Origin of the sequence: Burkholderia sp. NRF60-BP8 (assembly GCF_001522585.2) — a bacterium.
Taxonomy (GTDB): domain Bacteria; phylum Pseudomonadota; class Gammaproteobacteria; order Burkholderiales; family Burkholderiaceae; genus Burkholderia.
In genome coordinates this window covers 1,087,564-1,110,186 of record NZ_CP013373.1, presented here as the reverse complement: position 1 = coordinate 1,110,186, position 22,623 = coordinate 1,087,564, and the positions used below count along the sequence as shown (strand labels likewise).

The 22,623-nt window shown below is 66.1% G+C and carries 25 protein-coding genes; 10 read left to right on the top strand and 15 right to left on the bottom strand.

The window, feature by feature from the left end; translation table 11 throughout:
- Window positions 1-88: 88 nt before the first annotated feature.
- Both WS54_RS18475 and WS54_RS18470 read right to left on the bottom strand, forming a co-directional pair.
- Window positions 89-1,060, bottom strand: coding sequence for a thymidylate synthase (locus WS54_RS18475; protein ID WP_034206744.1), 972 nt, complete (start codon window positions 1,058-1,060; stop codon window positions 89-91).
- A gap of 42 nt (window positions 1,061-1,102) precedes the next feature.
- Window positions 1,103-2,500, bottom strand: a complete 1,398-nt coding sequence (locus WS54_RS18470; RefSeq protein ID WP_034206743.1) for a sigma-54 dependent transcriptional regulator — start codon at window positions 2,498-2,500, stop codon at window positions 1,103-1,105.
- A 609-nt stretch (window positions 2,501-3,109) separates the two neighbouring features.
- Between WS54_RS18470 and WS54_RS18460 the strand changes: the two genes are divergently transcribed.
- Together WS54_RS18460 and WS54_RS18455 are read left to right on the top strand one after the other, a co-directional pair.
- Window positions 3,110-3,328 (top strand): hypothetical protein, encoded by a 219-nt coding sequence (locus WS54_RS18460; protein WP_373557155.1) that lies wholly within the window; start codon window positions 3,110-3,112, stop codon window positions 3,326-3,328.
- 284 nt (window positions 3,329-3,612) lie between these two features.
- Window positions 3,613-4,113 carry a dihydrofolate reductase gene (locus WS54_RS18455; RefSeq protein WP_034206741.1) on the top strand — a complete coding sequence of 167 codons (501 nt, stop codon included), beginning with the start codon at window positions 3,613-3,615 and terminating at the stop codon, window positions 4,111-4,113.
- Window positions 4,114-4,198: 85 nt separating this feature from the next.
- Here the strand turns inward: WS54_RS18455 and pmbA are convergent, their stop codons facing one another.
- Window positions 4,199-5,569: a metalloprotease PmbA gene (gene pmbA, locus WS54_RS18450; RefSeq protein ID WP_059501644.1), complete on the bottom strand. Its 1,371-nt coding sequence runs from the start codon at window positions 5,567-5,569 to the stop codon at window positions 4,199-4,201.
- Window positions 5,570-5,696: 127 nt separating this feature from the next.
- On the opposite strand from pmbA, the gene yjgA reads away from it, so the two are divergent.
- Window positions 5,697-6,299 (top strand): ribosome biogenesis factor YjgA, encoded by a 603-nt coding sequence (yjgA, locus tag WS54_RS18445; RefSeq protein ID WP_272482656.1) that lies wholly within the window; start codon window positions 5,697-5,699, stop codon window positions 6,297-6,299.
- On the top strand, window positions 6,283-6,891 hold the full coding sequence (gene mog, locus WS54_RS18440) for a molybdopterin adenylyltransferase (protein WP_082725004.1): 609 nt from the start codon (window positions 6,283-6,285) through the stop codon (window positions 6,889-6,891). Before yjgA ends, mog begins: the two co-directional genes overlap by 17 nt.
- A gap of 34 nt (window positions 6,892-6,925) precedes the next feature.
- Here mog and orn read toward each other — a convergent pair whose 3' ends face one another.
- A complete protein-coding gene (orn, locus tag WS54_RS18435) occupies window positions 6,926-7,546 on the bottom strand; it encodes an oligoribonuclease (protein WP_059501648.1) in 621 nt (206 codons plus the stop codon).
- 125 nt (window positions 7,547-7,671) lie between these two features.
- Between orn and WS54_RS18430 the strand changes: the two genes are divergently transcribed.
- From WS54_RS18430 to WS54_RS18420, 3 genes are all read left to right on the top strand, one after another.
- Window positions 7,672-8,931: a M48 family metallopeptidase gene (locus WS54_RS18430; protein WP_059779715.1), complete on the top strand. Its 1,260-nt coding sequence runs from the start codon at window positions 7,672-7,674 to the stop codon at window positions 8,929-8,931.
- Window positions 8,928-9,869, top strand: a complete 942-nt coding sequence (rsgA, locus tag WS54_RS18425) for a ribosome small subunit-dependent GTPase A (protein ID WP_034206736.1) — start codon at window positions 8,928-8,930, stop codon at window positions 9,867-9,869. Before WS54_RS18430 ends, rsgA begins: the two co-directional genes overlap by 4 nt.
- Before the next feature lie 64 nt (window positions 9,870-9,933).
- A complete protein-coding gene (locus WS54_RS18420; RefSeq protein ID WP_021159739.1) occupies window positions 9,934-10,251 on the top strand; it encodes a putative signal transducing protein in 318 nt (105 codons plus the stop codon).
- 77 nt (window positions 10,252-10,328) lie between these two features.
- Here WS54_RS18420 and WS54_RS18415 read toward each other — a convergent pair whose 3' ends face one another.
- From WS54_RS18415 to rpsP, 6 genes are all read right to left on the bottom strand, one after another.
- Window positions 10,329-11,267 (bottom strand): CobD/CbiB family protein, encoded by a 939-nt coding sequence (locus WS54_RS18415; protein WP_034206735.1) that lies wholly within the window; start codon window positions 11,265-11,267, stop codon window positions 10,329-10,331.
- Between the two features lie 121 nt (window positions 11,268-11,388).
- On the bottom strand, window positions 11,389-12,075 hold the full coding sequence (locus WS54_RS18410) for a CoA pyrophosphatase (RefSeq protein ID WP_034206734.1): 687 nt from the start codon (window positions 12,073-12,075) through the stop codon (window positions 11,389-11,391).
- 87 nt (window positions 12,076-12,162) lie between these two features.
- Window positions 12,163-12,555 (bottom strand): 50S ribosomal protein L19, encoded by a 393-nt coding sequence (gene rplS, locus WS54_RS18405; protein WP_006486838.1) that lies wholly within the window; start codon window positions 12,553-12,555, stop codon window positions 12,163-12,165.
- Between the two features lie 132 nt (window positions 12,556-12,687).
- Entirely contained in the window at window positions 12,688-13,482 is a 795-nt protein-coding gene (gene trmD / locus WS54_RS18400; RefSeq protein WP_034206733.1) for a tRNA (guanosine(37)-N1)-methyltransferase TrmD, read from the bottom strand.
- A 1-nt stretch (window position 13,483) separates the two neighbouring features.
- A complete protein-coding gene (gene rimM, locus WS54_RS18395) occupies window positions 13,484-14,161 on the bottom strand; it encodes a ribosome maturation factor RimM (protein WP_059779713.1) in 678 nt (225 codons plus the stop codon).
- Between the two features lie 42 nt (window positions 14,162-14,203).
- Window positions 14,204-14,458 (bottom strand): 30S ribosomal protein S16, encoded by a 255-nt coding sequence (rpsP, locus tag WS54_RS18390; RefSeq protein ID WP_006476550.1) that lies wholly within the window; start codon window positions 14,456-14,458, stop codon window positions 14,204-14,206.
- Between the two features lie 152 nt (window positions 14,459-14,610).
- Between rpsP and WS54_RS18385 the strand changes: the two genes are divergently transcribed.
- Window positions 14,611-15,747 (top strand): PQQ-dependent sugar dehydrogenase, encoded by a 1,137-nt coding sequence (locus WS54_RS18385; protein ID WP_059779816.1) that lies wholly within the window; start codon window positions 14,611-14,613, stop codon window positions 15,745-15,747.
- Between the two features lie 110 nt (window positions 15,748-15,857).
- Window positions 15,858-16,325, top strand: a complete 468-nt coding sequence (locus tag WS54_RS18380) for an NINE protein (RefSeq protein WP_034206731.1) — start codon at window positions 15,858-15,860, stop codon at window positions 16,323-16,325.
- A 51-nt stretch (window positions 16,326-16,376) separates the two neighbouring features.
- Here the strand turns inward: WS54_RS18380 and WS54_RS18375 are convergent, their stop codons facing one another.
- Window positions 16,377-17,555 carry a PA0069 family radical SAM protein gene (locus tag WS54_RS18375; protein ID WP_059779711.1) on the bottom strand — a complete coding sequence of 393 codons (1,179 nt, stop codon included), beginning with the start codon at window positions 17,553-17,555 and terminating at the stop codon, window positions 16,377-16,379.
- Window positions 17,556-17,645: 90 nt separating this feature from the next.
- Window positions 17,646-18,134: an Lrp/AsnC ligand binding domain-containing protein gene (locus WS54_RS18370; protein WP_012492860.1), complete on the bottom strand. Its 489-nt coding sequence runs from the start codon at window positions 18,132-18,134 to the stop codon at window positions 17,646-17,648.
- A 145-nt stretch (window positions 18,135-18,279) separates the two neighbouring features.
- Between WS54_RS18370 and WS54_RS18365 the strand changes: the two genes are divergently transcribed.
- A complete protein-coding gene (locus tag WS54_RS18365; protein ID WP_034206729.1) occupies window positions 18,280-19,566 on the top strand; it encodes a D-amino acid dehydrogenase in 1,287 nt (428 codons plus the stop codon).
- Between the two features lie 331 nt (window positions 19,567-19,897).
- On the opposite strand, the gene WS54_RS18360 is transcribed toward WS54_RS18365, so the two are convergent.
- The 3 genes from WS54_RS18360 to WS54_RS18350 all read right to left on the bottom strand — a co-directional run bounded on the left by WS54_RS18360 (window position 19,898) and on the right by WS54_RS18350 (window position 22,620).
- A complete protein-coding gene (locus tag WS54_RS18360; RefSeq protein ID WP_034206728.1) occupies window positions 19,898-20,833 on the bottom strand; it encodes an electron transfer flavoprotein subunit alpha/FixB family protein in 936 nt (311 codons plus the stop codon).
- A gap of 15 nt (window positions 20,834-20,848) precedes the next feature.
- A complete protein-coding gene (locus WS54_RS18355; RefSeq protein ID WP_034206727.1) occupies window positions 20,849-21,598 on the bottom strand; it encodes an electron transfer flavoprotein subunit beta/FixA family protein in 750 nt (249 codons plus the stop codon).
- Window positions 21,599-21,825: 227 nt separating this feature from the next.
- Window positions 21,826-22,620, bottom strand: coding sequence for a MetQ/NlpA family ABC transporter substrate-binding protein (locus WS54_RS18350; protein ID WP_034206726.1), 795 nt, complete (start codon window positions 22,618-22,620; stop codon window positions 21,826-21,828).
- Window positions 22,621-22,623: the final 3 nt, after the last annotated feature.

Here is a 22,623-nt window from a genome sequence, read left to right as displayed (position 1 = left end):
ATGAAACAAAAGGCTCGACCGGCCAATACCGGTCGAGCCTTTTTTGCAGGGTACGGATCGACGAAACCGTGCGGCCTCGCCCGCGCGATCAGACCGCCATCGGCGCGGTCAGCGGCTCGTGGTGGCGATAGCCGACGAGCGAGAAATCGGACGGCTCGACCTGCTCCAGCCATTCGGGCGCATAGACGCCCGTTTTCGCGTACTCGGGCACGCGCTCGGCAATCTCGAGCCGCGGGCTTTCGTACGGCTCGCGCGTGAGCTGCTGCTGCAGCATGTCGAGCTGGTTCTCGTAGATGTGGGCGTCGCCGATGAAATACGTGAACCAGCGCGGCGTGTAGCCCGTCAGCCGGCCGACGAGCGACAGCAGCGCGGCCCCTTCCGTCAGGTTGAACGGCGTGCCGAGACCGACATCGTTGCTGCGGATGTACAAGCACAGCGAGATCTCGCGCTTCGTCGCGTTCGGCAGGAACTGGTACAGCAGATGGCACGCGGGCAGCGCGATCTGGTCGAGCACGGCCGGATTCCATGCGTGAAACAGGATGCGACGATCGGACGGATTCTCCATGATCGTGTCCAGGCATTGACGCAACTGGTCGATCGCCTTGTACAGCAGCACCTTCGGCGCGCCATCCTCGTCGAAACGCGTGACGATCCGGAAGCCGCGGCGCGTCGCGTCGGCGATCTGCGCGTCGGCGCCCGCATCGAGCACCTTGTAGCCAGGCCACTGGCGCCATTGCACGCCGTATACGTCGCCGAGATCGTCGACGCCCTGGCGATACGGGTTCGCGAGCCACTGCGCGTTCTCGTTCGCGTTCGCATCCCACACCTTGCAGCCGAGCGCGCGGAAATCGGCCGCGCTGCGCGACGCACGCAGGAAGCCGACCAGCTCGCCGATTGCCGACTTGAACGCGAGCTTCTTGGTCGTCACGGCAGGAAAGCCTTGCTGCAGGTCGAAGCGCAGCATCGCGCCCGGCATGCTGATGGTGCGGATCCCCGTGCGGTTCTCCTGCCAGGTGCCGGTATCGAGAATGGTACGAACGAGATCGAGATACTGTTTCATGCGGGTTCCTTCGGCCGCGAGAGGCGGCCGTACCCGCCGATTTTAGCAAGCGTGGCGCGGAAGCTCCGGCAACGGCGCCGAAAACCCTGCCAGCGTGTCGCCGCGATCGCGCATGCCGTGCGCGCACATCAGCCGGTAGAGCGTGACGCGCGACACGCCGAGCTCGCGCGCGGCATCCGCAAAACGGCCGCGATGGCGCAGCAGCGCCTGCTCGATCGCCTGCCGTTCGGCCGCCTCGCGCGCCTCCAGCAGCGACACCGGCGCGAGCGTCGCATAGTCGTTCAGCTCGAGATCGGCGGCGGTGATCATCCGGCCTTCGGACATCACGATCGCGCGGCGCACGCGATTGATCAGCTCGCGCACGTTGCCGGGCCACGAATAGCCGTACAGCGACGCGACCGCGTCCGGGGAAAAGCCGCGCAGGCGGCGATGCGCATCGCCCTTGAAGCGCTCGAGCATGTGGCGCGCGAGCACCTCGATGTCCTTGCCGCGCGCGCGCAGCGGCGGCTCCTCGATCTTCAGCACGCACAGCCGGTGAAACAGGTCCTCGCGAAAGCGCCCTTCGCGCAGCGCCGCTTCCATGTTCACGTGCGTCGCGCAGATCACGCGCACGTCGACCGGCATCGACACGTGCGCGCCGAGCCGCTCGATCTTGCCTTCCTGCAGGAAGCGCAACAGGCTCGCCTGGCTTTCGAGCGGCAGATCGCCGATCTCGTCGAGAAACAGCGTGCCGCCGTTGGCGGCCTCAACGCGGCCGATCTTGCGCTGGTTCGCGCCGGTGAACGCGCCGCGCTCATAGCCGAACAGTTCGGCCTGCAGCAGCGTCGACGGTATCGCACCGCAATTGATCGCGATGAACGGCGCCTGGGCGCGCGACGAACGCTCGTGAATCGCGACCGCCGTCAGCTCCTTGCCCGTGCCCGACTCGCCGGAGATGAACACCGGCGCGTCGGTCGCCGCGACGCGGCGGATCGTCCTGAAGAGCCCGAGCATCGCATCGCAGGTGCCGACCATCTCGCCTTCGCTGCGTCCTGCGCCGACGGGCGGCGAAACGGGATCGGTCAGTGCGACCATGCCGTGCGCATGACCGACGGTCTCGACGATCCGCGCCGTTTCGTACGGCATCGTCACGTAGTCGAAGCAATAGTCGCGAATGAGATGGCGCAGCGTCGCGTCCTGCAACTGGCCGCGCCGCGTCGCCGCGATCCAGCCGATATGCTGGATGCTCAGGCAGGATTCGAGTTCGCGCAGGTCCGACGGCTTGAAGCCCGGCGAGAAATCGAGCAGGCCGGCGGTCGCCACGCCGTGCTGCACGACGCGCCGCACATCGCGCACGGTCTCGGCCAGGTCGACGCGCCAGCCGCATTCGTCGAAATGGCCGCGCAACGCGTCGTTCGGTTCGCGCGAATAGTAGACCACGTGCCGCTGATCGGCTCCCATATGCTCACCCCGTTCATCAACCGTCCAACGATTGCCGCACACGTCGGATTGCGTGCAAAAGGATCGAATCGGGTCAGCCAGAGGTGGCTCGATTCGCCATGCCGATGCGTGGCAACGACACAGCCTCGCATGATGGCGCTTGTCTCGCGTCCAGTATTTTTTTGATCAAGACGATCTGGTTATAGGCACCGAATACGACAAATCCGTTTCGGTGCCGATGGCGACACGGCCGAATCGCTCAGCGGTCGATGCAGATCAATCATCTGCACATAGCACATGTGCAGCAAGGGTTTCGTCATCGACACACGCGCCGATTTTCATCCTTGAAGCGTGTCGATTGAATCAGCAGTATTCCCGAGCCCCATCGTTTCACGCCTGAAACATTTTCAGGCGTTTTCGGCCACCATTCGCAACGCTCGAGCGCGAGTCGCAATGGCGGCAATGGCCCCGGTACGGTGGCATGTATTTCGCTGAATACGTACACGATCGGAGACATCCGCCATGCGAAAAACTTTTTTACTTTCTTTCGTGTCGATGGCGCTCGCGCTCTCGGCCGCCGGGCCCCCTGCTCCGGCATGCGCGGACGAAGGCATGCAACCGGATCGCGCCATGCAGCTTGCCGGGAACACGCCGAGCACGCAGCACGGCAACGGGTTCGGCATCCTGACCGTGTCGGCCCCGCAACCGCTGCCGGCCGCCAACGCCGCCGTGACGCTGTGGGACGAGATCCCGCCGCCGCCCCTGTTGCCGATGCCGCTGCCGGCGCCGCAACCGGGCGACGTCCGGCATGCGATGGAAGGCAATGCGCGGGGCAATACGCATCCCTGATGCATGCGCCCCTTCAATTAATCAGGATAACGTATTTAACCGACGAGCCGGTCGAACGGGATGCCGTCGAGCGGACCCGGCCTCGCCGATCTCGCGACGTAAAACGTTTTGGTGCTCCGTCCCCCGGCGGGCACTCTTTTTATTCGGACGGGCCGTCGCGACGCGGGGCATCGCGCGTCGCGACGGACGGCGCCGGAAACGCCGGTCGCCGTGCGGGCGTGCGGAATCCGGCGCACGCCGTCGTTCCGGTAAAATCGGCCCCGTTCCCCTCTTTTCCGACCTTCATGACGACGTTGACCCTGATCGTCGCGCGTGCCCGCAACGGCATCATCGGCCGCGACAACCAGTTGCCCTGGAAACTTCCCGAGGATCTCGCGTTCTTCAAGCGCACGACGATGGGCGCGCCGATCGTGATGGGCCGCAAGACCCACGAATCGATCGGCCGGCCGCTGCCCGGCCGCCGCAATATCGTCGTCACGCGCGACGCCACGCGCCGTTTCGACGGCTGCGATACGGTCACGTCGCTCGCCGACGCACTGGCGCTCGCCGCGCGCGACGGCGCGTCGGAGGTCTTCCTGATCGGCGGTGCGCAACTCTACGCGGAAGGTCTCACGCTCGCCGACAGACTGGTCGTCACCGAGATCGACGCCGACTTCGACGGCGACGCGTCGTTCCCGGCGCCCGACGCCGCGCACTGGCAGGAAATCTCGCGCGACGCGCATCAGGCTGCCGCGCCGAACACGTTCGGCTATGCGTTCGTCGTCTACGAACGCAAGCGCGGCTGACGTATTCTTCCGCACGATGAAAAAAGCCCGACCGGCTTCGCGCCGGTCGGGCTTTCGTTTTCCGGCGGCCTGCGCCGCGTGCGGCTTACTGCCCCGCGATCGTCATCTGCTCGATCAGCACCGAGCCGGTTTCCTTCGTCCCGCGCACGATCGAATCCGCACCGATCGCGACGATATGACGGAACATCTCCTGCAGCGTGCTGGCAACGGTGATTTCCTCGACCGGATACTGGATCACGCCGTTCTCCACCCAGAAGCCGGCCGCGCCGCGCGAATAGTCGCCCGTCACGTAGTTCACGCCCTGCCCCATCAACTCGGTCAGCAGCAACCCCGTGCCGAGCTTCTTCAGCATCGCGTCGAAATCGTCGCCCGCCTGCGTGTTCGCGCTGCGCAGCGCGAGATTGTGCGAGCCGCCCGCGTTGCCGGTGGTTTGCGTGCCGAGCTTGCGTGCCGAATAGGTCGACAGGAAATAGCCTTCGACGACACCGTCCTTCACGACGCTGCGCGCGCGCGTGCGCACGCCTTCCTCGTCGAACGGCGCGCTGCCCATCGCGCGCGGCACGTGCGGATCCTCGACGATCTGGATGTGCGGTGCGAACACCGGCTTGCCGAGGCTGTCGACGAGGAACGACGTCTTGCGATACAGCGCGCCGCCGCTCACGGCCTGTACGAATGCGCCGAGCAGGCCGGCCGCGAGCGGCGCCTCGAACAGCACGGGCACCTTGCGCGTGTCCAGACGGCGCGCGCCCATCCGCGCGAGCGCACGCTCGGCCGCGTAACGGCCCACCGCCTCGGGCGCGGCGAGATCGATCGCGCTGCGCTTCGACGAATACCAGTCGTCGCGCTGCATGTGGCGGCCGCTGCCCGCGATCGGCGCGCATGCGATGTAGTGGCGCGAGTACGGATAGCCGGCGAGAAAGCCGCGCGACGTCGCAAGCACGAACTGAGAATGCTGCGCCGACACGCTCGCGCCTTCAGAATTGCGAATTTGCGGGCTGACCGCAAACGCGGCGTCTTCCGCGCGGCGGGCAAGCTCGACCGCGTCGTCGGCCGTCAGCGCCCACGGGTGGTACAGATCGAGGTCCTGCGGGTCGGTTTCGAGCAGCTCGGCTTCGGCGAGACCGGCCGCTTCGTCCTCGGCCGTGAAGCGCGCGATGTTGTAGGCGGCGGCGACGGTATCCTTGATCGCGGCCGGCGAGAAGTCCGACGTGCTCGCGTTGCCGCGTTTCTTGCCGATGAACACGGTGACGCCGACCATCTTGTCGCGGTTGTGCTCGATCGTTTCGACCTCGCCGCGGCGCACCGACACCGACAGGCCGTCGCCCTCGGAGATTTCGGTCGCGGCGTCCGTCGCGCCGAGCGCCTTCGCATGGCGAAGGATGTCCGATGCGATTTCCTTGAGCTGGTCCTGCGTGTGCGGGAAATAGCGCGCTTGTACGTCGAGATTGGCTGCCATCGTCTTGGTATCCGGTGGCGGGCGGGCGCCCGCATGGTCAAAATGTTGCGTATCCCGCGATCATAGCAAGGTCCGGGGCCGGACACAGACAAGCTTGGGGTATCCGCGCCGCGATACAATGCGGCCCATGACACGCAAAACCCGAATCCAGCCGATCGAACATGCCGTCGAGGACGACGACAATGGCTACGATCGCCCCAGCAAATCCCAGTTGAAACGCGAAATGCACGCGCTGCAGGAACTCGGCCAGGCGCTCGTCGACCTGCCGAAGGACGCGCTCAAGCGCATGCCGATGCCCGAAGATCTCGCGGACGCCGTGCGCGAGGCCCGCCGGATCACCGATCACGAAGGCAAGCGCCGCCAGCTCCAGTACGTCGGCCGCGTGATGCGCTCGCTGACCGACGACGAAACGGCCGCGCTGCGCACCGCGCTCGACGCGCAACGCGGCGTGAACAAGGCCGCGACGGCCCGCCTGCACTGGATCGAGCGCACGCGCGAGCAACTGCTCGCGAGCGACGACGCGCTGACCGAATTCCTGCGCCAGCACCCCGACGCCGACATCCAGGAAGGCCGCACGCTGATCCGCAACGCGCGCAAGGAAGCCCAGCAAGGCAAGCCGCCGCGCTATTTCCGCGAGCTGTTCCAATGGATCAAGACCGCGAGCGGCGCGCCCGGCGGCGATGACGAAGCGGGCGACGACGCCGGAGACGACCATGACGACGAAGCCTAACCATCCGGACGAGCTCGTGGTCGGCCTCGTGTCGATCAGCGACCGCGCGAGTACGGGCGTCTACGAGGACAAGGGCATTCCGGCGCTGCAGGAATGGCTCGCCGGTGCGCTCGTCTCGCCGTGGCGCGCGCAAACACGCCTGATCCAGGACGACGCGCCGACGATCTCGGCCACGCTGACCGAACTGGTCGACGTCGCCGGCTGCGACCTCGTGCTGACGACGGGCGGCACCGGTCCCGCGCGCCGCGACGTGACGCCGGAAGCCACGCTGGCCGTGGCGACGAAGGAAATGCCGGGATTCGGCGAACAGATGCGGCAGATCAGCCTGAATTTCGTGCCGACCGCGATCCTGTCGCGGCAGGTCGCGGTGATCCGCGAAACGGCCGACCATGCGGCGCTGATCATCAACCTGCCGGGCCAGCCGAAGTCGATCCGCGAGACGCTGGAAGGGCTGCGCGATGCCGACGGCAAATCGACCGTGCCCGGCATCTTCGCCGCGGTGCCCTACTGCATCGACCTGATCGGCGGCCCGTATATCGAGACCGACGCCGCGGTGGTCGCGGCGTTCCGGCCGAAAAGCGCGCGGCGCTGAACGTGGCTCGAGCGCCGCGCGCGTGCCGACCCGCTCAGGCGGCCGGCACGGAATCGCCTGCCGGCGCCGATGCGGCCGGAATCAGGAAATGCTCGCGATAGTACTTCAGCTCGTCGATCGACTCGTGGATGTCGGCGAGCGCGGTGTGCATCGCCCGCTTCTGGAAACCCTTGTAGATGGCGGGCTGCCAGCGGCGGCACAACTCCTTGAGCGTGCTGACGTCGAGGTTGCGGTAGTGGAAGAACCGCTCGAATTCCGGCATCCAGCGCGCCATGAAGCGGCGGTCCTGGCAAATCGAGTTGCCGCACATCGGCGACTTGCCCGGCGACACGTACTGCGCGAGGAACGCCTGCAGTTGCGCGGCGGCTTCCGCCTCGGTCACGGTCGATGCGCGCACGCGGTCGATCAGCCCCGAGCGGCCATGCGTCGACTTGTTCCAGTCGTCCATCTTCGCGAGCGTCTCGTCGCTCTGGTGAATCGCGAACACCGGGCCCTCGACGGCAACGTCGAGCGTGGAATTGGTCACGACGACCGCGATCTCGATGATGCGGTCGTTTTCCGGGTCGAGGCCCGTCATCTCCATGTCGAGCCAGACGAGGTTCAACTCGTTGCGCACGAGCGCGGGCTGGCTGGCGGAAGCGGCGGTATCGGTCATGATTCATCCTGGAAAATGGCGGACCGGGCGCGCCGACGCGGCGCCGCCCGGGCGGCCGGCATCGCATCAGCGGGGCCGGTCCGCAAGAACATATAATTCTCGCATAGAACCCTTTGGCGCCTTCGATGTCACCCTTTTCGTTCACCCTGCTGTTCGCGATCGCCGTACTCGCGATGGTCGTCACCAAGCTGTGGCTCGCGTCGCGGCAGATCCGCTTCGTCGCCGCGCACCGCAACGGCGTGCCCGCGCAATTCAGCGCCACCATCCCGCTGAACGCCCACCAGCGCGCGGCCGACTATACGGTCGAGCGCACCCGGCTCACGATGCTCGAGATCGTCGTCAGCGCGGCCGTGCTGGTCGGCCTCACGCTGCTCGGCGGCGTCGGTGCGCTCGACACGCTGCTGACCGGCTGGCTCGGCCGCGGCTACGGGCAGCAGGTCGCGCTGGTCGCCGCGGTGCTCGTGATCATGAGCGTGATCGACGTCCCGTTCGAGTATTACCGCCAGTTCGGGATCGAGCAGCGTTTCGGCTTCAACCGGATGACGAAGCGGCTGTTCTTCACCGACATGCTGAAGAATTCGCTGCTCGGCGCCGCGCTCGGCCTGCCGCTGCTGTTCGTCGTGCTGTGGCTGATGAACCAGGCCGGCAGCCTGTGGTGGCTGTGGACCTGGATCGTGTGGGTCGCGTTCCAGATGCTCGTGCTGCTGATCTACCCGACCTTCATCGCACCGCTCTTCAACAAGTTCGAACCGCTGAAGGACGACGCGCTGCGCGCGCGCATCGAGTCGCTGATGAAGCGCTGCGGCTTCGCAGCGAAGGGCCTGTTCGTCATGGACGGCAGCCGCCGCTCCGCGCACGGTAACGCGTATTTCACGGGCTTCGGCGCATCCAAGCGGATCGTGTTCTTCGATACGCTGCTCGCGCGCCTGTCCGGCCAGGAGATCGAAGCCGTGCTCGCGCACGAGCTCGGCCACTTCAAGCGCCGCCACGTGATGAAGCGGATGCTCGTGTCGTTCGTGCTGAGCCTCGTGCTGCTCGCGCTGCTCGGCTGGCTCGCCCAACGCACGTGGTTCTATACGGGGCTCGGCGTCACGCCGTCGCTCGACACCAGCAACGCGGGCGCCGCGCTCGTCCTGTTCTTCCTCGCGATTCCGGTATTCCTGTTCTTCGCGACGCCGTTCAGCAGCCTCACGTCGCGCAAGCACGAATTCGAGGCCGACGCGTTCGCGGCCAGCCAGACCGACGCGCAGGATCTCGTCAGCGCGCTCGTGAAACTCTATGAAGACAACGCGTCGACGCTGACGCCCGACCCCGTCTACACGGCCTTCTACTACTCGCATCCGCCTGCGTCGCAGCGGATCGACCGCCTGCTGCAGCACGCATGAGCCGGCCGACCTCCCGCAAGCCGGCCCCGCGCGCATCGGGCGCGCAACGGGCCGAAGGCCGCGTGATCGCGGCGCACGGCCGCCACTACATCGTCGCCCCCGACGACGGCGGCCCGATGCTGCAATGCTTCCCGCGCGGCAAGAAGAGCGACGTCGCGGTCGGCGACCGCGTCGCGTACGAACTCGCGTCGGCCGACCAGGGCGTGATCGTGGAGATCGGCGAACGGCGTAACCTGCTGTACCGCTCCGACCAGTTCAAGTCGAAGCTGTTCGCGGCGAACCTCGACCAACTGCTGATCGTGCTCGCGACCGAGCCCTATTTCAGCGAGGATCTGCTCGGCCGCGCGCTGATCGCCGCCGAAGCGAACGAGTTGAAGCCGCTCGTCGTGCTGAACAAGATCGACGTGGAGGCCGCGCTGCCGGTCGCGCGCGAACGCCTCGCGCCGTACCGCGCGCTCGGCTACGACGTGCTCGAGCTGTCGGTGAAAGGCGCGCCGGACGACGCGCGCGCGCAACTGATGCCGCACCTCGCCGGCCATTCGACGATCCTGCTCGGCCAGTCGGGGATGGGCAAGTCGACGCTCGTGAACCTGCTCGTGCCCGACGCCGAAGCCGCGACCCGCGAGATTTCGGCCGCGCTCAACAGCGGCCGTCACACGACGACGTTCACGCGCCTGTACCCGCTGGAAGGCGGCGGTGCACTGATCGATTCGCCGGGCTTCCAGGAATTCGGCCTCTACCACCTGACCGAAGGCCGCCTCGAGCGTGCGTTTCCGGAATTCCGGCCGCTGCTCGCGGACTGCCGTTTCTATAATTGTCATCATCTGCACGAGCCGGGCTGCGCGATCCTCGAAGCCGTCGCCGACGGCCGCATCGCGCCGTCCCGGCATGCGCTGTACGCGCAGCTCGTGCACGAGGCGAGCCAGATCGTCCGCTGATCGCGCGACGTGTGCGACGGCCGGCCGGCGCCAGACGGGCCGGCCTTCATCGACAGGAGCGGCGATGCGTTTCAAGGCACCCGACCTCGCGACCGCGCAGCATTGGGCCAACGTGCTCCAGGTGGCCGGCATCGGTTGCGAACTGCACAACTGCTACGCGACCGGCGCGCTCGGCGGCCTGCCCGCCGATGCGTGCACGCCCGAACTGTGGCTCGACGACGAACGCGACGACGCGCTCGCCCGCCGGCTCCTCGATGCCGCATCGCACGGCCCGTCGGCCGGTGCCGCACCCTGGCGCTGCCGGCAGTGCGGCGAAGCGCTCGAAGCGCAATTCACCGCGTGCTGGCAATGCGGCGCCGTGCGCGATCCGCGCGACGACTGAACGCACTGCGCCGACCCACAGCGAAAAGGCCGGCATCAAGCCGGCCTGTTCATTTCGTCGGGCGCCGGGCTAGCGCGTCACGATACCCAGACCGCCAGCGTCAGCATCAGCAACAGGATCATCCACAGGATCACCGCGCGCCACACGAGGCCGACCGCCGACTGCAGCGTGCGCGGCGTGCAATCGTCACCGACCGTCAACGGACCGCTGTCGCCGACCGCCAGCGCATCGAGGCTCGACGGCTCCGCGAGCGGCCCGGCGAGACGCGCGCCGAGCGCCCCGCTGCCGGCGGCCAGCAGCACGCCGTCGTTCGGGTCGGGCCACTGGCGCGTATGGTTGCGCCACGCGTAGATCGCATCCTCGAAATTGCCGACGATCGCGAAGCCGAGCGCCGTCAGCCGGGACGGAATCCAGTCGATCACGAAGAACGCGCGCTGCGCGAACGTCGAGAAGGCAGCCGTGCGGTCGTCGCCCGGCGTCGACCAGCTGCGCGCGAGGTATTCGGAAATCCGGTACAGCACGGCGCCCGCCGGACCGAGCGGCAGCACGTACCAGAAGAACACGCCGAAGACGTGGCGATGCGACGCGACGACCGCGTGGATCAGCGTATGACGGACGATTTCGCCGACCGGCATGTCGACCGTGTCGATACCCGTCCACTCGTGCAGGATTTCACGCGCGCGCGGCACGTCGTCGTTGTTGAGCGCGAGATGGATATCGGTGAAGTAGTGGCTGAACTGGCGGAAGCCGAGCGTGAAATACACGACGGCGACGTTCCACAGAAACGCGAGCACGAAGCTCACCTTGTACAGCAGGAAATAGATCAGCGCGACGACCAGTACCCACGGCAGCACGACCGCGAGCCAGGCGAGGATTCCGTGCTTCTGCTTGCCGGCGTCGAGGCCATGCGCGACGGTTTCCGCATGAAACTGGAACAGCGCGAACACCGGATTGCTCGGCGACAACGCGCGGACCTGTTCGATGATGAGGGCGAGGAGAACCGAAAAGAAAGTCATGCGTGGCGCCGTCTTCGGAGTTATGTCATTTTTTGCATAACGATAGCACAGCGTCAGTCGCGCATGGCTGCGCGGCGCGGTCGCCGGGCAGCCGGTCGCGCGCGCCGGCCGGCGCGCCCGCCTAGCCGGCGGCCAAGAAGCGATACAAATTGCGAAACATGGCGGCAGTTGCACCCCAGATGAAGTAATGGCCGTCCGGTTTGCCATTCGGATAGGGCATGGCAAAAAAACGACGCTCGCCGCCCTCCCATCGGAACACGCGCACCTGATGGTTCGCGGGGTTCATCACGAACGCGAGCGGCACCTCGAAAATCTCGGCAACTTCGAACGTGTCGGCCTGCACGGTGAACGGCGGATGCACGAGGCCGACCACCGGCGTCACGCAGAACCCCGTGCCGGTCAGGTAGTCGGGCAGCGCACCGAGAATCTCGACGCGTTCGGCGGCCAGCCCGATCTCCTCCTTCGCCTCGCGCAACGCGGTGGCGGTCGCGTCGCGGTCGAACGGCTCGCGACGGCCGCCGGGAAAGCTGATCTGTCCGGCGTGGTCGTTCAGGTGATCGGCGCGCTGCGTCAGCAGTACGGTGAGGCCCGACTCGCGGACGACGAGCGGCATGAGGACGGCCGCGCTACGGGGATCGACGCCTTCCTGCAGCCTCGCCTCGCCGGGTTCGACGCTCCATTCGAGCGTGCGCGCGAACCGTTCGCGCAGGCCGGGCGGCGTCATCAGCCTGGAATCGATGACAGGCAGGCCGGCGCCGGTGCCTTCGACCGGCAATACTTCGGGATCGATGATGGGGCGGCGATTCAATGGGGCTCTCGGGTTCGTGTCGTATCGAGCATATTGTCGCGCCAGAATGAAAAAAGCACCCGGTTGGGTGCTTTTTCCTTACAGCTCTTACTCTTGGGAAGCTGCTGCGGCGCGATCCTTCGACACCAGCTTTTCCTTGATACGAGCCGACTTGCCCGAACGCTCGCGCAGGTAGTACAGCTTCGCACGACGCACATCGCCGCGACGCTTCACGACGATGCTTGCCAGCAGCGGCGAGTACGTCTGGAACGTACGCTCGACGCCTTCGCCCGACGAGATCTTGCGGACGATGAAGTTCGAGTTCAGACCACGATTGCGAATCGCGATCACGACGCCTTCGTAAGCCTGAACGCGCTTGCGGTTACCTTCAACCACGTTCACGTTCACAATCACCGTGTCGCCCGGGGCGAAATCGGGGATCGTCTTGCCGGCGAGCGCGCGCTCGATTTCTTCCTGCTCAAGTTTTGCGATCAGATTCATTACTGACTCCTTATGCCATCGTGTCGGCGTTCAACCCGCCTGCTTCCAGGCTTGGCCCCGATAGAGGATGGATTCACATCAGGCGCCGCACACGCATGTACGGCACCGCCAATTCCCGCTCGCGCAGCCGCCTCAGGAGGCGTCCTTCGCTTCGCGTGCGAGGTTCGCGAGCCACGCCTCGTCGGCGCGGCTCAACAACTTCTCGCGGCGCGCCCGGACGATCAGGTCCGGCCGCTTCCGCAACGTATTCCTCAATGCTTCCTGGCGCCGCCACCGCTCGATCTCGGCATGATGCCCGCCGAGCAGCACGTCCGGCACGCGCACGCCGGCGTATTCCTCGGGGCGCGTGTAGTGCGGGCAATCGAGCAGACCGTCGGCGAAGCTGTCCTGTACGGCCGACAGCGAATCGTTCAGCACGCCGGGCAGCAACCGCACGACCGCATCCATCATCGCCATCGCCGGCAGTTCGCCGCCCGACAGCACGAAATCGCCGAGGCTGATTTCCTCGTCGACGCAACGGTCGAGCAGGCGCTGATCGATCGCTTCGTAGCGACCGCACAGCACGACGACGCCGGGCTCCTGCGCCATCCGCACCGCACGATCATGCGTGAGCGGCGCGCCTTGCGGCGACATCATCACGACACGCGTGCTCGCGATGCCCTGCTCCGCCTGCGCCGCTTTCGCGGCGTCGATCGCGGCTTCGAGCGGCCTGGCCAGCATCACCATGCCCGGACCGCCGCCGTACGGACGATCGTCGACCGTGCGGTAGTTGTCCGTCGTGAAATCACGCGGGTTCCAGGTGCGCAGCCCGAAGCGCCCCTGCTTGACGGCCCGGCTGGTGATTCCCCAGTCGGTCAGTGCGCGGAACATCTCGGGAAAGAGCGTGACGACGTCGAACTGCACCGCGCTCTCGGTAACCTGGTTCATTTCAGTAATCGGCTTCCCAGTCGACGACGATGCGACGCGCCGCCTGATCCACCGTTTTGACGTAGACGCCGACGAACGGAATCAACCGCTCGTCGGTGGTCGGCCGACCGTCTTTGCCGGTTGCCGGATACTCGACGCGCATGATCGAATGCACGCCGTTGTCGATCATCCCGCTCACCTTCCCGAGCGCCACCGATTGCTCGTTGACGACATCGAGGCCGATCAGGTCGACCCAATAGAATTCGTCCGCGGCCAGTGCCGGGAAATCTTCCCGGCGCACGAACACGCGAAAGCCGCGCATGGACAGCGCAGCATCGCGGTCGCCGACACCCGCGGGTTGCGCAACGACAGTGTCGCTGTGCGTCTTCGACTGCATGATGCGGACGGAAAGCCGCTCCGCACCGCGTTCCAGCCACCAGCGACGCGCGCTGAGCAGCGCGTCGCCACCGCGACCGTTATCGGCATGCGTCGCCACCTTGACCCAGCCCTTCAGGCCGTAGGCGTCGACTACCGCCCCGACCTCGACGGCATCGTCGGGCCAGGCTTGCGTCGCTTCGGGGCCGCCCTGTTCGGCAGCCTGACCGGCGTTCGCGACCGTGTCGCGCTCGACCGGCTTGCGGACGAATGCGCCGAATGACGCACGCCCGCGCCTTGCATTACCGGAATCGTGACCCGCCATCAATGCACCTCACAGCCGGCACGACCGGCACACCGTGCCACGTTAGGCAGCCGGTTGCGCCTTTTGCGCTTCCTTCACGAGACGCTGGACGGTCGGCGACAGTTGCGCGCCAACGCCTTGCCAGTACGTCAGGCGATCCTGAGCGATACGCAGCGATTCGCCCTTCGTGGCGACCGGGTTGTAGAAGCCGACGCGCTCGATGAAGCGGCCGTCACGACGGTTGCGCGAATCGGTAGCGACGATGTTGTAGAACGGGCGCTTCTTCGAGCCGCCACGAGCCAGACGGATGATAACCATATGATGTCCTTCGGGAAAACCGGGTTCGAAACTACTGAAACACGCGATTATAGCCGGAAACCAGAGGTACAACAAACACTTACGCGTAAAAATCCGCGGACGGCCCGCCAGCCGGGCCTACAATCGTCGTACCGAGGATGCTCCCGACCGCCATGCCGCCCCTTCGCGCCACCCCGATGCGCCGCGTGCAGCGCCAATTGGCGGCGCTGCTTGCCGGCCTTGCCTGCGTCGCGCCCGCACCGGCGTTTGCCGCGCTGCCGGTGAACGAACTCGTCGTGCCGCCCGGCTTCCATGTGAGCGTGCTGACCGACGCCGTACCGGCCGCGCGCGAAATGGCGTGGTCGCCGCGCGGCATTCTGTATGTCGGCACGCGAGACGGCCACGTCCATGCGTTCGCGATGCACGAGGGCCGGATCAGCGCACACTACGTCATCGCGTCCGGGCTCGACCTGCCCGTCGGCGTCGCCTATCGCGACGGCGCCCTCTATATATCCGCCGTCTCGCGCATCCTGCGCCTCGATCGTATCGACGACCGGCTCGCCCGACCGCCCGCGCCCGTCGTCGTGACCGACGCGCTGCCGACCGACCATCATCACGGCTGGAAATTCATCGCGTTCGGCCCCGACGGCAAGCTGTACGTGCCCGTCGGCGCGCCGTGCAACGTCTGCCTCGCCGATCGCGACCGCTACGCGATCATCGCGCGGATGAACGCCGACGGCAGCGGGCGTGAAGTGGTGGCTCGCGGCATACGCAATACGGTCGGCTTTGCATGGCACCCTGACTCGGGCGAGCTGTGGTTCACCGACAACGGGCGCGACATGATGGGCGACGACGTACCCGACGACAAGCTGAACCGTGCGCCGCGCACCGGCCTCGACTTCGGCTTTCCATACTGTCACGGCGGCGATACGCCCGACCCCGAATTCGGCGGCGTCGACGTCTGCCGCCGTTATGTGCCGCCCGTCCTGAAACTCGGCGCGCACGTCGCGGCGCTCGGGATGCGCTTCTATACCGGGGCGATGTTTCCGGCGTCGTATCGAAATAATGTTTTCATTGCCGAGCACGGCTCATGGAACCGCAGCACGAAGGTCGGCTACCGCGTGATGCGCGTAGTCGTCTCGGCGGACGGCAGCCACGCTCGACAAACACCGTTCATCACGGGCTGGCTGCGGCCCGACGGCACCGTATGGGGACGCCCGGCCGATGTATTGCCGCTACCGGACGGCTCGCTGCTCGTCAGCGACGATTACGCCGGCGCGATCTACCGCGTGACCTATGCGGCACCTTGACGCAGGCGACGCGTGACCGGGCCCGACCGGGCATCGTAGAATGCGTGCCGGGCCGCGCGTCCGCGCCGGCCTGCCGGCCCGCCCATGCCAACGACAATACGCCGCCATCCATGTCCAGCAGCACCGCTTCGCCCCGCCGCTTCCGCTCCAAGACGCTCACCGCCGCCCTCGCGTTCCTGCTCGGCTCGCTCGGCGCGCACCGCTTCTACCTGTACGGCTTTCGCGATGTGTACGGCTGGGCTCACCTGCTCGCGACGATCGTCGGCGTCCCGGGCTTCCTCCTGCTCGCCGCAACGCAGCGAAGCGCCGGCCTCGGCTGGTGGCTCGCGGTACCCGGCGCAATCTCGCTGCTGGCGGCGTTTCTTGCCGCACTCGTCTACGGGCTGCGCCCCGACGAAAAATGGGATGCGCAATTCAACGCGGACACCGGCAAGCACAGCCGGTCGGGCTGGACCGTGATCTTCGTCGTGATCTTCTCGCTGCTGATCGGCGCGTTCCTGTTGATGACCGCGCTCGCGCTGTCGTTCCAGACCTACTTCGAATCGCAGGTCGAAGCAGCCAAGCAGATTTCGCAGTAAGCACGACCGATACGGTCGATACGGCACACCGGCGACTGCATGGCTCGCCGGTCAGAACAGGTTCAACTGCATGTCGTCGCGCGGCTTCGCGCCGGCTGCGCGCACCGCGACACGCGGCGCCGGCACCACGGCGGCAGGTGCACCGCTGAACCGCGACAGATCGAGGATACCGTTCGTGCGTTCGTTCAACCCGAGCCGCTTGACGGCCTGGCGGAAGCGCTGCCGCAACAGGTCGGCCCAGATCCCCTCGCCCTTCATCCGTTTCGAGAAATCCGAGTCGTAATCCTTGCCGCCGCGCATGTCGCGCACGCGGTTCATCACGCGCTCCGCACGATCGGGAAAATGCGCGGCAAGCCATTGCTTGAACAACGGCGCAACCTCCCACGGCAACCTCAGGATGATGTAGCTCGCATGCGTCGCGCCGGCTTCCGCGCAGGCCTCCAGCACGCGCTCCATGTCGGGCTCGGTCACGAACGGAATCACCGGGGCAATGCTCACGCCGACCGGCACGCCCGCATCTCGCAGCGCGCGAATCGTGCGCAGCCGCCGCGCCGGCGTGGCCGCACGCGGCTCCAGCGTGCGCGCGAGCTCGGCATCGAGCGTCGTGATCGTGACCGCCGCCATCACCTGCCCGCGTTCGGCCATCGGTGCGAGCAGGTCGAGATCGCGCTCGATCAGCGACGATTTCGTGATCGCCGCGAACGGCAGCCCGCGATCGTGCATCACCTGGATCACGCTGCGCGTAATGCGCAGGTCGCGCTCGACGGGCTGGTACGCGTCGGTGTTGACGCCGAGCGCGATCGGCTCCGGCACGTAGCGCTTGCGCGAAATCTCGCGCTCGAGCAGTTCGGCCGCGTTCACCTTCGCGTAGATGCGGCTTTCGAAATCGAGCCCCGGCGACAGCCCGAGGTAGCTGTGCGTTGGCCGCGCGAAGCAGTAGATACAACCGTGCTCACAGCCGCGATACGGATTGAGCGACACGCTGAACGGAATATCGGGCGACTGATTGTGCGTCAGGATGCTTTTCGCCCGCTCCTCGAATACCTGCGTGCGCAGCGGCGCGGGGAAATCGGCGTCGTCGGACTCGTGCGTCCAGCCGTCGTCCACCGCTTCGCGCTGCGCGATTTCGTACCGCCCCTGGAAGTTGTCGACCGCACCGCGCCCCTTGCGGGGCACGGGCGGCGCTATCGGAAATTCGTTGTCGGACCGATCGTCCATGTGCCCACCCATTTGCCTGCGCCCAATACTGTACATTTATACAGTATTGGGCGCAGCATGCCAAGGACGGGATAAAGGGCCCGACAACGGGCCGTCGGCGCGTCACTCGCCGACGGCGATCGTCAGCGTTTCCTTGATTTCTTCCATCACGACGTAGCTCTTCGACTGCACGGCGCCGGGCAACTGCAGCAGGATGTCGCCGAGCAGTTTCCGGTAGTCGGCCATCTCGCCGATCCGCGCCTTGATCAGGTAGTCGAAATCGCCGGAAACGAGATGGCATTCGAGCACCTCGTCGATCTTCATCACTTCCCGGCGGAATTGCTCGAACATGTTGCCGCCCTTGTGGCCGAGCGTGATCTCGACGAACACCAGCAGCGCGGCGCCCAGCTGACCCGGGTCGACCCGCGCGTGATAACCGGTGATCACGCCGTCGCGCTCCATGCGTCGCACGCGCTCGATGCACGGCGTGACGGTCAGTCCGACCTGTTCCGCGAGATCTTTCATCGCCATCCGGCCGTCGTCCTGGAGCAGTTTCAGAATGCGCCGGTCGAGCTTGTCGAGCGAGCGTACGGGCTGACGTTGCGTTCTCATTTGTTTATGCTGAAAACCGAAAAAATACGATAACAAAAACTGTACATTCGACAATACCATAGCTCGAAAAACTAGATCAGCTAGAGGTTACACGGAGCCGCAGGTGCGCCCGGCCTCAATCTGGTCCCTTCCATCTGGAGCAGCTATGCGAGTCGTCATTCTGGGCAGCGGTGTAGTGGGCGTGGCAAGCGCGTATTACCTTGCGCGCGCCGGCCATGAAGTCACTGTGATCGACCGGGAAGCCGGCCCGGCGCTGGAGACGAGCTTCGCGAACGCAGGCCAGATCTCGCCCGGCTATGCCGCGCCGTGGGCCGCGCCCGGCGTGCCGCTGAAGGCCGTCAAGTGGATGTTCGAAAAGCACGCGCCGCTCGCGATCCGCCTCGACGGCACGCGCTTCCAGCTCCAGTGGATGTATCAGATGCTGCGCAACTGCACGGCCGAGCGCTATGCGGTCAACAAGGGGCGCATGGTCCGTCTCGCCGAATACAGCCGCGACTGCCTGCAGGCGCTGCGGGCCGACACCGGCATCCAGTACGAAGGCCGCACGGGCGGCACGCTGCAACTGTTCCGCACGCAGCAGCAGCTCGACGGCGCGGCGAAGGACATCGCCGTGCTGCAGGAAGCGAACGTGCCGTTCGAACTGCTGTCGCCGGCCGAACTGAAAAAAGCCGAACCGGCGCTCGCCGCCGTCTCGCACAAGCTGACGGGCGGCCTGCGTCTGCCGGGCGACGAAACGGGCGATTGCCAGCTGTTCACGACGCGCCTCGCCGCGCTCGCCGAATCGCTCGGCGTCAAGTTCCGCTACAACACGCCGATCGATGCGCTCGCGATCGCGGGCGGCAAGATTGCCGGCGTGCAGTGCGGCAGCGAGACGGTGCGTGCCGACGCGTACGTCGTCGCGCTCGGCTCGTACTCGACGCGCTTCATCTCGAACCTGATGAAGATTCCCGTCTATCCGCTCAAGGGCTATTCGATCACCGCGCCGATCGTCAACGAAGCCGCCGCGCCCGTGTCGACCGTGCTCGACGAGACCTACAAGATCGCGATCACGCGCTTCGACCAGCGCATCCGCGTCGGCGGCATGGCGGAAATCGTCGGCTTCGACAAGACGCTGCGCGCGGCACGTCGCGAAACGCTCGAGATGTGCGTGAACGACCTGTTCCCGGGTGGCGGCGACACGTCGAAGGCCACGTTCTGGACGGGCCTGCGCCCGATGACGCCGGACGGCACGCCGATCGTCGGCCGCACGCCGGTGTCGAACCTGTTCCTGAACACCGGCCACGGCACGCTCGGCTGGACGATGTCGTGCGGCTCGGGCCAACTGCTCGCGGACCTGATCTCCGGCAAGATGCCCGCGATCCAGGCCGACGACCTGTCGGTGCATCGTTACCTGAAGGACGTGCCCGGCCAGACGCGCCCGGCATACGCGTAAATCGGAACGGCCCGCGGCGATGCGGGCCCGTTGCATCAGCGAGAAAGGCGCCCGAGGGCGCCTTTCTCATTTCGGCGGCTGCGAGCGCAACCGCGACCGCGAGTGTCGATTCGGCACGACGCTTCAATCGACCTGCGCATGCCGCCGTCGCACGGCGCTCGAATCGACGCTACCCGTCGTGCGTGCGCGAGGATACGTTCCGCACGACACGGTACGATCCGGATTCTTCCCGCCGAGCGACGCTCGCGCCTCTTCCACGACGACACAACAAAAAAGGGGCGCTCGTCGCGCCCCTCTTCCCGTGTGCTTACCGCTGAAGCGTCACGCCGCGTCAGCCGAGCTCGCTCACGAGTTCCGGCACGAGCGCGAACAGGTCGCCAACGAGGCCGTAGTCGGCCACGCTGAAGATCGGCGCTTCGGGATCCTTGTTGATCGCGACGATCACCTTCGAATCCTTCATCCCGGCCAGATGCTGGATCGCGCCCGAGATGCCGACCGCGATGTACAGCTGCGGCGCGACGATCTTGCCGGTCTGGCCGACCTGGTAGTCGTTCGGCACGTAGCCGGCGTCGACTGCCGCGCGCGATGCGCCGAGTGCGGCCGACAGCTTGTCCGCCAGCGGCTCCAGCACCTTCGTGTAGTTCTCGCCGCTGCCCAGACCGCGGCCGCCCGACACGATGATGCTCGCGCTGGTCAGCTCCGGACGGTCCAGCTTCGTCACTTCACGGCTGACGAATTGCGACTTGCCGGCGTCGGCTGCCGCTTCGATCTTCTCGACCGCTGCGCTGCCGCCTTCCGCTGCAACCGGATCGAAACCGGTCGCACGCACCGTGATGACCTTGATCGGGTCGCTCGATTGCACCGTCGCGATCGCGTTACCGGCGTAGATCGGGCGCTCGAACGTGTCGGCCGAATCGACTGCCGTGATGTCCGAGATCTGCGCGACGTCGAGCTTCGCGGCGATGCGCGGCGCGACGTTCTTGCCGTAGGCCGTCGCCGGCGCGAGGATGTGCGAGTAGTCCTTCGCGATGTTCAGCGCGGTCGCCTCGACGTTTTCCGCCAGGCCTTCGGCCAGTTGCGGCGCGTCGGCCAGCAGCACCTTCGACACACCCGCGATCTTCGCGGCCGCGTCGGCAGCCGCTTGCGCGTTGTGACCCGCGACCAGCACGTGAATGTCGCCGCCGATCTTTGCCGCCGCCGCCACCGTGTTCAGCGTCGCGGCCTTGATCGACGCGTTGTCGTGTTCTGCAATTACCAGAATCGTCATTTCTTTCCGCTCCCTTTACAGCACCTTGGCTTCGGTCTTCAGCTTCTCGACCAGCGTCTTCACGTCCGGCACCTTCACGCCGGCCGCGCGCTTCGGCGGCTCGACCACCTTCAGCGTCTTCAGACGCGGCGCGACGTCCACACCGAGGTCTTCCGGTTTCACCGTTTCGAGCGGCTTCTTCTTCGCCTTCATGATGTTCGGCAGCGTCACGTAGCGCGGCTCGTTCAGGCGCAGGTCGGTCGTCACGACCGCCGGCAGCGTCAGCGACAGCGTTTCCGCGCCGCCGTCGACTTCACGCGCAACGGTTGCCTTGCCGTCGGCGATCGTCACCTTCGATGCGAACGTCGCTTGCGGCAGACCTGCCAGCGCGGCCAGCATCTGGCCGGTCTGGTTCGAATCGTCGTCGATCGCCTGCTTGCCGAGGATCACCAGTTGCGGCTGTTCCTTGTCGACCAGCGCCTTGAGGATCTTCGCGACGGCCAGCGGCTCGACGCTGTCGTTCGACTCGACGAGGATCGCGCGATCCGCGCCGATCGCCAGCGCCGTGCGCAGCGTTTCCTGCGCTTGCGCGACGCCCACCGACACCGCGATCACTTCGGTCGCGACGCCCGCTTCCTTCAGGCGCACGGCTTCTTCAACGGCGATTTCGTCGAACGGGTTCATCGACATCTTCACGTTCGCGATGTCGACACCCGTGTTGTCCGACTTCACGCGGACCTTCACGTTGTAGTCGACCACTCTTTTCACTGGCACCAGGATTTTCATGCACACGCTCCAAAGTTACGAATACGACCAGAGGCCATTTTATAGCGCGACCTCATGACTGCGCGGCCAGGCGGACCCAACCATCATGGTTGTCGAGGATACCGCTTCTTGGCGACGCGCCAATGATAGCGAACGGTCGTTCTATTTTAAAAGAGAAAAAACCCGGACGCAAAGCCCGGGTTTTCGATCATCGACTCTAATCCCGCCGGGCGTCCGCGCTCCATCGGTTACCAGGCGGCAACGACCGCGCCGCCGAACTTGCCTTCGATGAACTGCTTCACGTCGGCCGAGTGGTACGCCGCAATCAGCTTGGCGACCCACGGCTTGTTCCGGTCCGCCTCGCGGATCGCGAGAATGTTCGCGTACGGGCCGTTCGGGCCCTCGATCGCGATCGCGTCCTGCTTCGGTTTCAACCCCGCTTCCATCGCGTAGTTGGTATTGATCGCGGCCGCGTCGACGTCGCCGAGCGAGCGCGGAATCTGCGCCGCGTCGAGCTCGACGATCTTCAGCTTGCGCGGATTGTCGACGATATCGAGCGGCGTCGCCTTCAGCCCTGCATCCGCGCGCAGCTTCAACAGCCCCTGCTTCTGCAGCAACAGCAGCGCGCGGCCGCCGTTGGTCGGATCGTTCGGAACCGCGACGCGCGCGCCCGGCTTCAGTTCGGCCAGCGACTTCACGCGCTTCGAATAGATGCCCATCGGGAACGTGACGGTGTCCGCGACCTTGAGCAGCTTGTAGCCGCGATCCTTCACCTGCGCCTGCAGATACGGATCGTGCTGGTAGCTGTTCGCGTCGAGGTCGCCCGACGCGAGCGCCGCGTTCGGCTGCACGTAATCGGAGAATTCGACGATGCGAATCTCCAGGCCGTCCTTCGCCGCGACCTTCTTCACCACTTCCATGATCTGCGCGTGCGGACCGCCCGTCACCCCCACCTTGATGGTTTCGGCCTGCGCATGCGCGCCCGCGAACAGCGCGGCCGCGCCCAGCGCCGCCGCAAACTTCAGCATGAAGCGTCGTTGCATCGT